This window comes from Gordonibacter massiliensis (ex Traore et al. 2017) (assembly GCF_019731765.1).
In the GTDB taxonomy this organism is placed as follows: Bacteria; Actinomycetota; Coriobacteriia; order Coriobacteriales; family Eggerthellaceae; genus Gordonibacter; species Gordonibacter massiliensis.
The window spans coordinates 1-12,996 of record NZ_JAASIO010000016.1; the positions used below are offsets into that span (position 1 = coordinate 1).

Annotated in this window: 10 protein-coding genes; 9 read left to right on the top strand and 1 reads right to left on the bottom strand. The window is 66.0% G+C overall.

Annotated features, from left to right (window positions below; translation table 11 throughout):
• Positions 1-265: 265 nt before the first annotated feature.
• Positions 266-1,300 carry a hypothetical protein gene (locus tag HCH03_RS14445; protein WP_221690061.1) on the bottom strand — a complete coding sequence of 345 codons (1,035 nt, stop codon included), beginning with the start codon at positions 1,298-1,300 and terminating at the stop codon, positions 266-268.
• Positions 1,301-1,768: 468 nt separating this feature from the next.
• On the opposite strand from HCH03_RS14445, the gene HCH03_RS14450 reads away from it, so the two are divergent.
• The 9 genes from HCH03_RS14450 (at position 1,769) to modA (ending at position 12,974) form a co-directional block, all read left to right on the top strand.
• Positions 1,769-2,644, top strand: a complete 876-nt coding sequence (locus HCH03_RS14450; protein ID WP_221690062.1) for an NAD(P)H-hydrate dehydratase — start codon at positions 1,769-1,771, stop codon at positions 2,642-2,644.
• A 414-nt stretch (positions 2,645-3,058) separates the two neighbouring features.
• Positions 3,059-3,583, top strand: a complete 525-nt coding sequence (locus HCH03_RS14455) for an HdeD family acid-resistance protein (RefSeq protein WP_185904956.1) — start codon at positions 3,059-3,061, stop codon at positions 3,581-3,583.
• 184 nt (positions 3,584-3,767) lie between these two features.
• The gene (gene ligA, locus HCH03_RS14460) at positions 3,768-5,900 is read left to right on the top strand and encodes an NAD-dependent DNA ligase LigA (RefSeq protein ID WP_221690063.1); all 2,133 of its coding nucleotides are present in this window, start codon (positions 3,768-3,770) and stop codon (positions 5,898-5,900) included.
• 207 nt (positions 5,901-6,107) lie between these two features.
• Positions 6,108-7,754, top strand: coding sequence for an ABC transporter substrate-binding protein (locus HCH03_RS14465; protein WP_221690064.1), 1,647 nt, complete (start codon positions 6,108-6,110; stop codon positions 7,752-7,754).
• A gap of 329 nt (positions 7,755-8,083) precedes the next feature.
• Entirely contained in the window at positions 8,084-9,067 is a 984-nt protein-coding gene (locus HCH03_RS14470) for an ABC transporter permease (protein WP_221690065.1), read from the top strand.
• Positions 9,060-9,983 (top strand): ABC transporter permease, encoded by a 924-nt coding sequence (locus HCH03_RS14475; protein ID WP_221690066.1) that lies wholly within the window; start codon positions 9,060-9,062, stop codon positions 9,981-9,983. Before HCH03_RS14470 ends, HCH03_RS14475 begins: the two co-directional genes overlap by 8 nt.
• An 8-nt stretch (positions 9,984-9,991) precedes the next feature.
• A complete protein-coding gene (locus HCH03_RS14480; RefSeq protein WP_246600060.1) occupies positions 9,992-11,197 on the top strand; it encodes an ATP-binding cassette domain-containing protein in 1,206 nt (401 codons plus the stop codon).
• Positions 11,190-11,816, top strand: coding sequence for an ABC transporter ATP-binding protein (locus tag HCH03_RS14485; RefSeq protein WP_221690067.1), 627 nt, complete (start codon positions 11,190-11,192; stop codon positions 11,814-11,816). The genes HCH03_RS14480 and HCH03_RS14485 overlap by 8 nt, the downstream gene beginning before the upstream one ends.
• 237 nt (positions 11,817-12,053) lie before the next feature.
• A complete protein-coding gene (gene modA, locus HCH03_RS14490) occupies positions 12,054-12,974 on the top strand; it encodes a molybdate ABC transporter substrate-binding protein (RefSeq protein WP_221690068.1) in 921 nt (306 codons plus the stop codon).
• Positions 12,975-12,996: the final 22 nt, after the last annotated feature.

Here is a 12,996-nt window from a genome sequence, read left to right on the forward strand (position 1 = left end):
GGAGCCTCATCCGTTTATGAGCTGCATCAATAGGTGGACAATCGGCGAAAGGTACGGGTATATGTCAATGGTGGTTTAACAGCGGAAAGGTCGTTCTCTGGACAAAAATGAGGGTAGGGCACCGCTTTTCGGGTTTGTGAGCGCCTTCAAGACCCCTTCGTCCCCCACGACTCTTATCGCGAAAAAGCGCGTACAGGGAAAACATCTTCCAGTAGCTCGGGCATCGAAGCCTTGGCGGTGCCCTACCCTCATTTTCGTCCAGAAATCATGGATCGATTTGCACTGCGCCGTTTACATCGGTTATAGGTTGGGCCGATCCCACGGATCGAGTGGAGGGTACGCGTAGGGGTCGTTCGAGCTTTGTCAGCAAGATAGAGCGCAGCGCGAGCTGCTGTGTCGCGAAGTCCTCGTTGCGCGGCCGAATGCGCTCGCCAAGACGCTTTGCCACCGTTCGCGCCACTTTGTTGAACTCTTGGAAGTTGAACAGCTGGCCTGCCGTGACGGTGACCACGGTCACGCCCAACCCTAAAAGCTCGTCACGGCGCTTCGAGTCGCGTGCGATCCTTTCGGCGCCCGTGTGGTAGAGGTTGCTGTCGTACTCGACGGCGAGGTTGGTCTTATCCCAGAAAAGGTCGCATCGGTAATAGTTTTGGCTCACGTTCTTTCGGGCGTGCTTTCCGGGATCGATACGATAGTTGAGCTGCGGATGGGGCAGCGAGCATCCTCCTTGCTGGTACGGCAAGGTGAGCAGCATCGAAAGGGCCGTCTCCGCAGGCGAGGCCGAATTGGGCAATACGTGACGAAGCGCTCTTCTCGCTTGGGCGATGCCGTGCATGGCGCCGGCTTTTTCGAGGTAGGAACTCAGTTTCACCGGGTTTGTTTGAGGGAGTTGACCGAAATCCCTATCCGTGGGCGAATCCGAGGGCGTGTACGTTCCGCATAGCTCGTACCCCGTATTCACGAGTTTCGCGAAATTCACTTCGGCGGATCTTTGAACGAAGGCCAGCTCGGGCGAAACAACGAAGAGTCCGTCATCGATGACGGCGAGCGAACCCTGCGGCAGAAGCTCGTCGCGCGCGTGGTAGACGACGTCGCGGGTGCGGAATCTCCGTTCGCTTTTCGGAACCAGCAGGTGGAGGGGGCGGCTTAGGGCGTGCGCTCGGCACAGCGCGAGAACCTCGGTGTCGGCGATGCGGTCGCCCGGCGTGCGGGCGCGCGTGGGCTTGGGGCGGGGTAGGCGAAGCGTGCCGACCGACCGCCAATATTCCAAGGCGCTCCTATGGCTGAGAACGAGTTTCATGCGGGGAGTTTACCATGCATTTGAACAGGTTAAACGCAGAATTTTTCGGCGTTGGATCCGTGCAAGTTCCAGGCGGTTTCCGCACGGTTTTGCGACGGCGCTCCCGCAAGGTTCACACGACGTTCCTGCAAGATCCGCGCCGCGTTCGTGCAAGGTTCGCACGGCGCTCCCGCAAGGTTCTTGCGGCGATTGTGCAGGTTCTTCGCGGTGCTTCCACGTGTCTGCCGACATTCCTTCCCGGCTCCTATTCGGCTCGTGCCGGAACCGTTTCGTGGCGTGACCGCTTTCGCGACGCGTTGCGTTTAACACGGCGGCTGCGACACGTACGGTGCGGACGACGCTATAATGGATGCGGAAACTACCTGTCCGCGACTCCGGCTTGGGCGATGCGCTTCGGTGTGGCGAAGCGGCTCGCCGCGCAGCCGGTCGAGCGGGCGCGTTTCGGCATCGACGGGAAGAAGGTGCGGTATGAATGTTCGCGAATACACGGCCGACGAGCTGGTGGCTTTGCTGCCGCTTCCCGACGATGATGCGAACAAGTACACGCGCGGCACGTTCGTGCTGGTGGCGGGCAGCGCCCGCTATCCCGGCGCCGCGTGCTTGGCGGCGGCTGCGAGCCAGCGCATGGGTGCGGGGTACACCGAGGTCGTCTGCGCGCCCGACGCCGTGCCGCTCGTACGCGGCTTCCGCCCCTCGCTCGTCGTGCGGGCATGGGAGGGGTTCCAAAGCTCCGATATCGCGCCCGCGCGTCCAGGCAAGCCGGTCGCATACGCGGTGGGCTCGGGCTTCGATGCCGACGACGCCGCGTCGGCGCGTCTCGTCCATCTGGTGCTGAAGCACGCGCAGGTTCCCGTGCTCGTGGACGGCGGCGGCCTGGCGGCGCTCGCTTCGAAGAAGGGGCAGCGCCTGCTCAAGCGCCGCTTCATCCATGGATGGCCCACGGTCGTCACGCCGCACGGCGGCGAAGCGGCGCGCCTCGCGCGTGCTTTCGAGCTCGAAGAAGAGGATCCGGCGCGTTTGTCGCAGCTGCTGGCGCAGGCGTACGGCGTGACGGTGGTGCTCAAGGGCCCCGATACGTTCGTGTCCGACGGCGACGGGGTCGTGCGCATGGCCGAAGGCACGGCGGCGCTCGCCAAGGCCGGCACGGGCGACGTGCTCGCTGGTATGGTGGGCGCGCTGCTGGCCCAGGGCATGGAGCCGGTGGACGCCGCCGTGCTCGGCGCGACCTTGCACGCGCGTGCCGGCGCGGCCGCGGCGGAACGCCTCACGTCCATCTCCGTGGCGGCCGAGGACGTGGTCGACGCCATTCCCCTTGCCATCGCGTCGCTGGCGGCGGAAGCCTAGCGCGGCGGGGCTGAAACGGAAGGAGGTTGCGCGCCGCGAGGGCTGGTGCCGTCGCGCGCGGCGCCCGCTTCGAAGCCGGCCGCGAGTGCGGTGGAACCGAGTGGCGAAGAGCCGCGGCTTCGCAGGGGCCGGCGTCGACTCGCCGGGATCGTCGCTTCGCCCAGCTCGGTGCCGGTCCCACGGCCGGTGCCCCGCTTCCGCCGATCGCGAACGCGGGACCTGCTCGTCTGCCGAGGCCGTGCCGGCCGCAAGCCTTCTGGCACGAAAGGCCCGTAACCAAGCGTAAACGGATCAGGGAACGGCTCGACGCGGGCGCTCGGTGCGCTAGAATATCAGGTAACCATGACGGCGTCGCGCACCCCTTCTTGTTCGAGGATGCGGCGGGGCTGTCCAACCGATCGAGGAGCGTGAAGCGTGAATACGGCGAAAAAGCATGACTGGGGATTGATCGTTGCGGGCGTCCTGCTCGTTCTGTGCGCATTTTTCTTCTTGGTGGCCCCGGGCCTCACGCTCGTCACCATCACGGCCATCGCGGGCGCGGCCTTCCTCGTGTCCGGCGTGTTCGACATCATCAATTACGCGCGGTTCCACAAAGTCATGAACCTGTCGGGCTGGGCCATCGCCTATGCGGTGCTCGACATCATCATCGGCCTCATGTTCCTGGTGCATCCGCTGGCGTTCGCCGCCGTCATCCCCTGGGTCATCGGCGCGTTCTTCCTCGTGTTCGGCGTGTTCGAGATCGTCGGCGCGTTTCGCGTGCGCAAGACGGGCATCCCCATGTGGGGCTGGATGCTGTTCTCGGGCATCGTGGGAGCGCTGTGCGGCGTGACGTTCTTCGTGTCGCCGGCGTCGTTCAGCATCTTCCTGTCCGTGTTCATCCTCATGCGCGGCGTCTCGCTCGTGTTCTACGGATGGAACACCAGCAAGGCGATGATCTAGCGCGACGCCCGGCCCGGTATGCGGAGCTTCAACCGCTTCCGTGCGCAAACCTTGGGCATTCGGCGCGGCGCGGCCGCGACGTGATAAAATCGGTTCGAACCCACGAGAAGGCCCCGATAGCGGGGCCTTCTTCCCGATAGGCACTCCGCGATGGGCGCCACGTTTCAGAGGACGGCGGATTTTTATGGCAGACGAACAGCGAACCTTGCTCGACGAACGCGCGCTGGCCGAGGCGACGAGCGATCCGGCGGCGCGCATCGAGGCGCTCCGGCGCGAGATCGAGCACCACACCTACCTCTACTACGCCCAGGACGCGCCCGAGATATCCGACGGCGCGTTCGATTCCCTCATGCGCGAGCTGCGCGAGCTGGAGGCGGCCCACCCCGAGCTCATCGATCCGGCCAGCCCCACGCAGCGCGTGGGCGGCTACGTGGGCGAGCAGTTCTCGGCCGTGCGGCACGCCCGGCGCATGTACTCGCTGGACAACGCTATGGACCTGGGCGAGCTGGACGCGTGGATCGATCGCGTGACGGAGGCGTTCGGGCGCATGGTGCCCGTGGTGTGCGAGCTGAAGATCGACGGCTCGTCCATCGCGCTCACGTACGAGAACGGCCGCCTGGTTCGGGCCGCCACGCGCGGCGACGGCACGACGGGCGAGGACGTGACGGCGAACATGCGCACGGTGAAGGACGTGCCGCTGCGCCTACGCGCGGAGGCCCTGGCGGGACTGCGGGACGCGGAGGCGCCGGTCGAGCTGCGCGGCGAGGTGTACATGCCGAAGGCGAGCTTCGACGCGCTCAACGCCTCCGCCGAGGCCAACGGGAAGGCCGCGTTCGCGAACCCGCGCAACGCCGCCGCCGGCAGCCTGCGGCAGAAAGACCCGTCCATCACGGCGATGCGCGACCTGTCCACGTTCCTGTACGCCGTGGCCGACGAGCGCGCCCTCGCCGCCGACGGGCAGTGGGAGCTTTTGCAGTGGCTGCGCGAGGCAGGCTTCCACGTGAATCCCGACGTGGAGCTGTGCGAGACGCGCGAGGCGGTCCACGCGTTCTGCGAGCGCGCCATCGAGCGACGCGACAGCCTGCCCTACGAGATAGACGGCGTGGTGGTGAAGGTGAACTCGTTCTCGCAGCAGGAGTCGATGGGCTACACGGCCCGCGCGCCGCGCTGGGCCATCGCGTTCAAGTTCCCGCCCGAGGAGAAGACCACGCTCCTGCGCGACATCACCGTGCAGGTGGGGCGCACCGGCAAGCTCACGCCCGTGGCCGAGATGGATCCCGTGGTGGTGGCCGGCTCCACCGTGGCGCGCGCGACGCTGCACAACGAGGACGAGGTGCAGCGCAAGGACGTGCGCGTGGGCGACACCGTCATCGTGCGCAAGGCCGGCGACGTGATCCCCGAGGTGCTGGGGCCGGTGCTGGCGCTGCGTCCCGCCGACGCGCAGGCGTGGCACATGCCGAAGGAGTGCCCGAGCTGCGGCAGCCCCGTCATCCGCGAGGAGGGCGAGGTGGACTTCCGCTGCATCTCCATCGACTGCCCGGCACAGGCGCTGGAGCGCTTGCTGCACTGGGCCAGCCGCGGTGCCATGGACATCGACGGCATGGGCGAGGAGATCGTGTCGCGCCTGGTGGAAAGCGGGCGCCTCGCCGACGTGGCCGACTACTACACGCTCGACGAGGTGGAGCTGTCGCTGTTGGACATGGGCCGCGTGAACAAGGAGGGCGAGCCCATTCGGCTGGGCCAGACGATGGCGAAGAAGCTCGTGGCCGCCATCGACGCGAGCCGCGGCCGCCCGTTCGCGCGCGCGTTGTTCGGGCTGGGCATTCGCCATGTGGGCAAGACCATCGCCGAGCTTTTGGCGGCGGCGTATCCGAGCATCGACGAGCTGCGCGCGGCCGACGAAGAGGCCCTGGCCGCCGTTGATGGCGTGGGTCCGAAGATCGCGCACAGCGTGTTCCTGTTCCTGCGCACGCCCGACAACGTGGCCGTCATCGAGCGGCTGCAGAAGCGCGGCGTGACGCTGGCCGACGAGGCGACCGACGCGGGCGAGCAGCTGCCCCAGACGCTCGAGGGCCTCACGTTCGTGCTCACGGGAAGCCTGGTGGAAAGCGGCATGACGCGCGACGAGGCCGGGGCCGCGCTCAAGGCGCGCGGCGCGAAGGTGTCCGGCAGCGTGTCGAAGAAGACGAGCTTCGTGGTGGCCGGCGAGGCCGCCGGCTCCAAGTACGACAAGGCCGTGGCCCTGGGCGTGCCCGTGCTGGACGAGGCCGCCCTCATGCGCATATTGGAAACCGGCGAGGCGCCGGAGACGTCCTAATTGGGGTCAGGCACCTTTTAGGACATTTCTCGTTTAGATGTCGAACGTCTCCTTCGCCCTCTCGCCGGTGCCGTTCGCCGATGGAGTTACGAAAAATATCATCGTAACATCCTTTGCGCCTTCCCTCTGCTATAGTGTGTTACGTAATTTACGTACGTAACACCAACGGCGGCAACGATGCCGGGTGCGAGGGAAGGGATCAACGGTATGACGGTATTGACGCGTCGCGATTTCGCGAAACTGACGGGAGCGACGGCCGCCACGCTGTCGCTGGGCGGCCTGCTGGCGGGCTGTGCGAGCGGCGAGGCGAGCAAGCCCGCCGAAGACGCGGCGAAGGGGGGCGAAGAGGCTCCCGCGCAGGTCGTCGTGTCCATGACGACGGGCTCCGAGCCGGCGGCCGGCTTCGACCCGATGGTGTCGTGGGGCTGCGGCGAGCACGTGCACGAGCCGCTCATCCAATCCACGCTCATCACGACCACGACCGAGCTCGAGTTCGCGAACGACCTGGCCACGTCGTACGAATGCTCCGACGACGGCATGACGTGGACGTTCACCGTTCGCGACGACGTCAAGTTCACCGACGGCGAGCCCCTCACGGCGCGCGACGTGGCGTTCACCATCAACGGCATCTTGAACTCCGAGGCGTCCGAGTGCGACATGTCCATGGTGAAGGAGGCCGTGGCCACCGACGATACCACGGTGGTCGTGCACATGGAGAAGCCGTTCAACGCGCTGCTGTACACGTTGGCCGTGGTGGGCATCGTGCCCGAGCACGCCTACGGCGACGCGTACGGCGACAACCCCATCGGCTCGGGGCGCTATATGCTGGAGCAGTGGGACAAGGGGCAGCAGGTCATCCTCAAGGCCAACCCCGACTACTACGGCTCCGCCCCGAAGATCGAGCGCGTGGTGGTGGTGTTCATGGAGGAGGACGCGTCCCTCGCGGCGGCGCAATCCGGCCAGGTGGACGTCGCCTACACCTCCGCGACGTTCGCCGACAAGCTTCCGGGCGGCTACGACCTGCTGAACTGCGCTTCCGTCGACTCGCGCGGCATCTCGCTGCCGGTCATCCCGTCGGGTGCCACGAAGACCGACGAGAAGGGCGAGGCGGCCGCCGGCAACGACGTCACCTGCGACTTGGCCGTGCGCCAGGCCATCAACTACGGCGTCGACCGCGACAAGATGATCGACAACGTGCTGAACGGCTACGGCACCGTGGCCTACAGCGTGGGCGACGGCATGCCGTGGTCCTCGCCCGACATGAAGTGCTCGACCGACGTCGAGAAGGCGAAGAAGCTGCTGGACGACGGCGGCTGGGCGGTCGGTTCCGACGGCATCCGCGAAAAGGACGGCACGCGCGCCGCGTTCAACCTGTACTACTCGGCCAGCGACACGGTGCGCCAGGCCATCGCATCCGAATTCGCCAACCAGATGAAGGAGCTCGGCATCGACGTGTCCATCAAGGGCGCCAGCTGGGACGACCTGTACCCGCACCAGTTCACCGACCCGGTGGTGTGGGGCTGGGGCACGAACGCGCCCACCGAGACGTACAACCTGTTCTACTCCAAGGGCACGGGCAACTACGCTTGCTACGAGAACGCGACGACCGACGCGTACCTGGACGAGGCGCTGGCCCAGCCCAAGGTGGAAGACTCCTTCGAGCTGTGGCAGAAGGCCCAGTGGGACGGCCAGACCGGCATCGCCCCGCAGGGCGCGGCGCCGTGGGTGTGGTTCGCGAACATCGACCACCTGTACTTCGCGAAGGAGAACCTGAAGGTCGCGGAGCAGAAGCCGCATCCGCACGGGCACGGCTGGTCGCTCGTGAACAACGTCGACCAGTGGAGCTGGGCTTAGGATTTTCCGTTGCCGACGCGGATGGGGCCGGGCAGCATCCAGTCGCTCGGCAGTCCTGCTCGCACGAAACGCCCACTGGGCGTTTCGGCTCGTGCGGAACTCGCTTTGTGGATGCTGTCCGGCCCCACCCGCTGACCGGTGCGAACCTGCGGCGGGGCTGGTCGACGTTTTCCCTCGTTGGGGGAAAGAGCGGGGCGCTGGTGGGTTGTGTTTTGTAGGGGCGATCTCCTGATCGCCCGTTCGCGCGGAGCGCGAAAACTTGAATTCTGGTAGAGTTATCCGGCTTCGCCGGATTGGGCGATGGACGGGACGGCGGTCGAGGAAACAGGGTGGGAAACTTCATCCTTCGGAACATAGCGAAGTTCGTGCTGCTCATGATCGCCGTGAGCATGGTGACGTTCGTGCTGGTGAGCATCTCGCCGGTCGACCCGGTGCAGGTCAACGTGGGGCAGACGGCCTATATCAACATGAGCGAGGCGAAGCGCGCGCAGCTGGCTGAGTACTGGGGCGTGAACACTCCTTTGTGGGAACGCTACGCCAACTGGTTCGGCGACCTGCTGCACGGGGACTTGGGCACGTCGCTGCGGTTCAACGCGCCGGTGGCCGACGTCATCGCCACGCGGGCGGTGAACTCGCTCGCGCTCATGGCCACGGCTTGGGTGGTGAGCGGCGTTCTGGGCTTCGCGCTGGGCGTTCTGGCGGGGGCGAACCGGGGCAGGATCGTCGACCGCGTGGTGAAGGGGTACTGCTTCCTTCTGGCTTCCGTTCCCACGTTCTGGTTGGGGCTCGTGTTCCTTATCGTGTTCTCGGTTTGGCTGGGGTGGTTCCCCTTCGGCTTCTCGGTGCCCATCGGGGTGTCGGCGGCCGACGTGACGCTGGCCGACGCGCTGCACCATTTGGCGCTGCCGGCGCTCACGTTGTCGGTGGTGGGCGTTGCCAACATCGCGCTGCACACGCGTGAGAAGACCATCGACGTGCTGGAGAGCGACTACGTGCGGTTCGCCCGCGCGCGCGGGCTCTCCACCTGGGGCGCGCTGCGCCATCACGGGCTGCGGAACCTGGCGCTGCCGGCGCTCACGCTGCAGTTCGCGTCCATTTCGGAGATATTCGGCGGATCGGTGCTGGTAGAGCAGGTGTTCTCGTATCCCGGCCTCGGACAGGCGGCCGTTACGGCCGGCCTGGGCGGCGACGTGGCCCTTCTGGCCGGCATCGCCCTGTTCTCGGCGGCGTTCGTGTTCGGCGGCAACCTGGTGGCCAACGTGCTGTACGGCGTCGTGGACCCGCGCATTCGGAAGGGGGAGGCCCATGCCTGAGGACGCGAAGAGCGCGAATGCCCTAAGGGGGGGCAGCTCCCTTTTAGGGCATTTTGCGGGCGATCTCGCTCCCGTGCTGTACCGCCCGCGCAAGGCGCGCGTGGCGAACCGCAAGCTGACGCTCGCGGCGTTCGTCGTGGCCGTGGCCGCGCTGGCGGCCGTGGTGGTGGCCGGCGTTGCCGTGACCGACGCCGCCACGGCCACCGACTTCTCCATCAAGAACCTCGCTCCCAGCTTGCAGCACCCGTTCGGCACCGACTGGATGGGCCGCGACATGCTGCTGCGCACGTTGGCGGGCTTGTCCACCAGCGTGCTCGTGGGGCTGCTGGCCGCCGGCGTGTCGTCGGTCATCGCCCTTATCATGGGCGCGGTGGCCGCGCTCGGCGGCAAAAAGGCCGACGCGGTGGTCACGTGGCTCATCGACCTCATGATGGGCGTGCCGCACATCGTGCTGCTCATCCTCATCTCGTTCGCTTTGGGGAAGGGCTTCTGGGGCGTGACCATCGGCGTGGCGGTGACGCACTGGCCGAGCCTCGCCCGCGTCGTGCGCGCCGAGATCCTGCAGTGCAAGCAGTCCGCGTTCGTGGCGGCCGCGCGCAAGCTGGGCCAGGGGCCCGCGAGCATCGCCGCGAAGCACATGATGCCCTACGTGCTGCCGCAGTTCCTCGTGGGCCTCATCCTGCTGTTCCCGCACGCCATCCTGCACGAGGCCGCCGTCACGTTTTTGGGATTCGGCCTGCCGCCCGAGCAGCCGGCGATCGGCGTCATCCTGAGCGAGTCGATGGGCTACCTGTCGGCCGGCATGTGGTGGCTCGCCGTGTTTCCCGGCTTGGCGCTCATCGCCACGGTGCTGCTGTTCGACGCGGCGGGTTCGAACCTGCGCAAGCTCATCGACCCCCACAGCTCGCAGGAGTAGGGGCGCTCATGGAGGATCGCACCAGGATGCAAGACGAATCGCAGGCGCTTCGCGCAGCCGAGCTCGATGCGGTGTCGGAGGCGCTGCTCGCCGCGCACGACCACGAGCGCACGAGCCACGCCGACGCCCAGAAGCACCACCACCACACGCACGCTCCGGTGTCGCACCACGAGCACGGGCATCATTTGCTGCAGGTGGAGGATTTGAGCGTGGGTTTCCGCATGTACGAAGAGGACGCGTCGTTTTTCCGTGCGCGGCAGCGCGTGGTGGAGGTCATCCACCGTCTGAGCATCTCGGTGCACGTGGGCGAGATCGTGGCCGTGGTGGGAGCGTCGGGCTCGGGCAAGACGCTTCTGGCCGACGCCATTCTGGGCTTGTTCGAGCCGAACGCTACCGTGACCGGCCGCATCTGGTACGACGGAGAGCTCCAAGACGCCGCGTCGCTCGCGGAGCGCCGCGGCAACGGCATCTCGCTCGTGCCCCAGAGCGTGAACCATCTGGATCCGCTCATGAAGGTGGGCCGGCAGGTGGAGGGCTTCGCGCGCACGGACGTCCCGCACGCCGAGCGCGCACGGCATCGCGAGAGGCTGTTCGCGCGCTACGGGCTTTCGGAGGAGGCGGCGGACCTCTATCCCCATCAACTGTCGGGAGGCATGGCCCGTCGCGTGCTGCTGTGCTGCGCGCTCATGGACGACCCGCGGCTCGTCATCGCCGACGAGCCCACGCCGGGCCTCGACCTCGATCTGGCCGTGCGCGCGCTCGGCGATTTCCGCGACTTCGCGGACGCGGGCGGCGGCGTGCTGCTCATCACGCACGACATCGAGCTGGCCTTGCGCGTGGCCGATCGCGTGGCGGTGTTCAAGGACGGCACCGTGGTGGAGGAGACCGCCGTGGCGAACTTCGCGTCGCCGGACACGCTGGAGCATCCGTTCTCGCGCGAGCTGTGGCATGCGTTGCCGGAGCACGACTTCGCCGTTCCACCTGCGAGTCCGCTCGCCGGGAGCGAGGTCGCCCAGTCGCTCGAACAGTCCTCGCTTCGCTGCGGAACTCGCTTGGTGGGCGACCCCGCCCCCGGCGAGCTCCAAGGGGAGTCGAAGTCTTCCGAGCGCGATGGTCGCCTTGGCGAAGCCCTTGAACCTGCGGGGGCCGGGGGCGAAGCTCGCGTCGAGGCTGGAGGAGAGAAACGCGTCGGCCAAGGGGGAAGTCGTGCTTGAGGCTTGTGGCATAACCTATGCCCATCCGGGGGCTGCGCCGTTGTATCGGGGGTTTAGCCTGTCGGTGGCGTCTGACGAGCGGGTGGCTATCAGCGCGCCCTCGGGGTTCGGGAAGACGACGCTGTGCCGGTTGCTGGCCGGATACGAGCGGCCGCAGAAGGGCGAGGTGCTCGTGGACGGGGAGCCTCTGCCGAAGCGCGGTGTGTGCCCGGTGCAGATGATATGGCAGCATCCCGAGACGGCCGTCGACCCGCGCATGCGCATGGCGAACACGCTGGCCGAGGCGGGGGAGGTGCCCGACCGGCTGCTCGACGACCTGGGCATTCGGCGCACGTGGCTCTTCCGCTACCCGCACGAGCTTTCCGGCGGCGAACTGCAGCGCTTCTGCATTGCCCGCGCGCTGGCCGTGCGCCCGCGCTACCTCGTGGCCGATGAGATATCGACCATGCTCGACGCCGTCACCCAGGCTCAGATATGGCGCTTCCTAGTGGCGGAAACCGAGCGGCAGGGTATCGGGTTGGTGCTCGTGTCCCACTCCCCGGCGCTCGCCGAGCGCGTGGCAACCCGCGTGGTAAGGCTCGACGCGGAGGAAGCTGCGTTTCCGTCGTCCCTTTCGTAGGCCGGGTTCTTCTTTCGAAGGTTTCGCCTTCTCGGCGAACGGCGTACGCTGTCGAATTCCCCGTTCCGGCACCGATTCTTTTGCGCCCTTTCTGCTCTCATGACGATATTTGTGTTTGACTATATACTAAAAAATGAATAGTATAGGTATATCCGAGCATGGATCGATCGAGTTCAGGGGGCTGGTCGATCGGTGCCGTTGGGACGATGTCAGGAAAAGAACCAGGGAAGGGAACCTATGAAGAAGCACATTCGCATTGCGGTGGCGGCAGCTTGCGCGTTCGCCATGGTGGGCGCGTTCGCGCTGTTCGGCTGCTCATCCAACGAGCAGAAGGCCGACGAACCCAAGGCCGACGAGCCCAAGGCCGAGCAGCACGAGGCCGTGGAGCTGCAGCTGTTCGCGGCCAACTCGCTGCAGAAGGCTATGGATGCCGTGCAGCAGCTTTATGCGCAAGATCACGACTGGGTCACGTTCAAGGACACCCAGTACCTGTCCTCGGGCGAGTTGAACGAGCAGCTGGCCGGCGGCGCATATGCCGACATACTGATCTCTGCTTCTAAAGCCAAGATGGACGAGGCTGTTGAGGGCGGCTACGTTGACGAGGCAACGCGTTTCGACATGTTCAAGAACGATCTGGTCATGGTCACGGGTGAGAGCTCCGAGTTGGCCACCAAGTACGGTACCGAACAGAATTTTACGCTCGATGACGTGGCAACGGGCAATTACGCCGTAGCCGTGGGCGATGAGTCTGTGCCGGCTGGCAATTATGCCGATCAAGCGTTGTCAACTGTTGGCTGCTATGTTGACCCGTCCGGGAAAACCGGTGCTGACATCACCGGTAAGGGAGGTACGTTTGAAGGTACTCCGCTTGCTGGTAAGGTGAACCTGCAGGCCTCCGTAGGCAACGTGTGCAAGCAGGCCGAATCCGGCGCCGTGGATGTTGCATTCGTATACAGTTCCGATGTCGCTCGTTTTACTGGCGTGAAGGTTATCGGCGTCGTGCCGAGCGACACGCACAAGAAGATCATCTACCCGGCCGCTATCTGCAAGGATTCCAAGCAGGCCGAGGCCGCCCAGGAGTTCCTCGACTGGGCCACCACCAACGCCGATGCCAAGAAGCTGTGGCAGGAGTGGGGCTTCGAGCTCGTTACCGAGTAACGATTCCCGCACATACGGTATC

What these genes read in the sequence shown, in the direction of transcription:
- HCH03_RS14445 (WP_221690061.1), bottom strand. Translation starts at nt 1,300, where the DNA reads ATGAAACTCGTTCTCAGCCATAGGAGCGCCTTGGAATATTGGCGGTCG.
- HCH03_RS14450 (WP_221690062.1), top strand. Translation starts at nt 1,769, where the DNA reads ATGAATGTTCGCGAATACACGGCCGACGAGCTGGTGGCTTTGCTGCCG.
- ligA (WP_221690063.1), top strand. Translation starts at nt 3,768, where the DNA reads ATGGCAGACGAACAGCGAACCTTGCTCGACGAACGCGCGCTGGCCGAG.
- HCH03_RS14465 (WP_221690064.1), top strand. Translation starts at nt 6,108, where the DNA reads ATGACGGTATTGACGCGTCGCGATTTCGCGAAACTGACGGGAGCGACG.
- HCH03_RS14475 (WP_221690066.1), top strand. Translation starts at nt 9,060, where the DNA reads ATGCCTGAGGACGCGAAGAGCGCGAATGCCCTAAGGGGGGGCAGCTCC.
- HCH03_RS14480 (WP_246600060.1), top strand. Translation starts at nt 9,992, where the DNA reads ATGGAGGATCGCACCAGGATGCAAGACGAATCGCAGGCGCTTCGCGCA.
- modA (WP_221690068.1), top strand. Translation starts at nt 12,054, where the DNA reads ATGAAGAAGCACATTCGCATTGCGGTGGCGGCAGCTTGCGCGTTCGCC.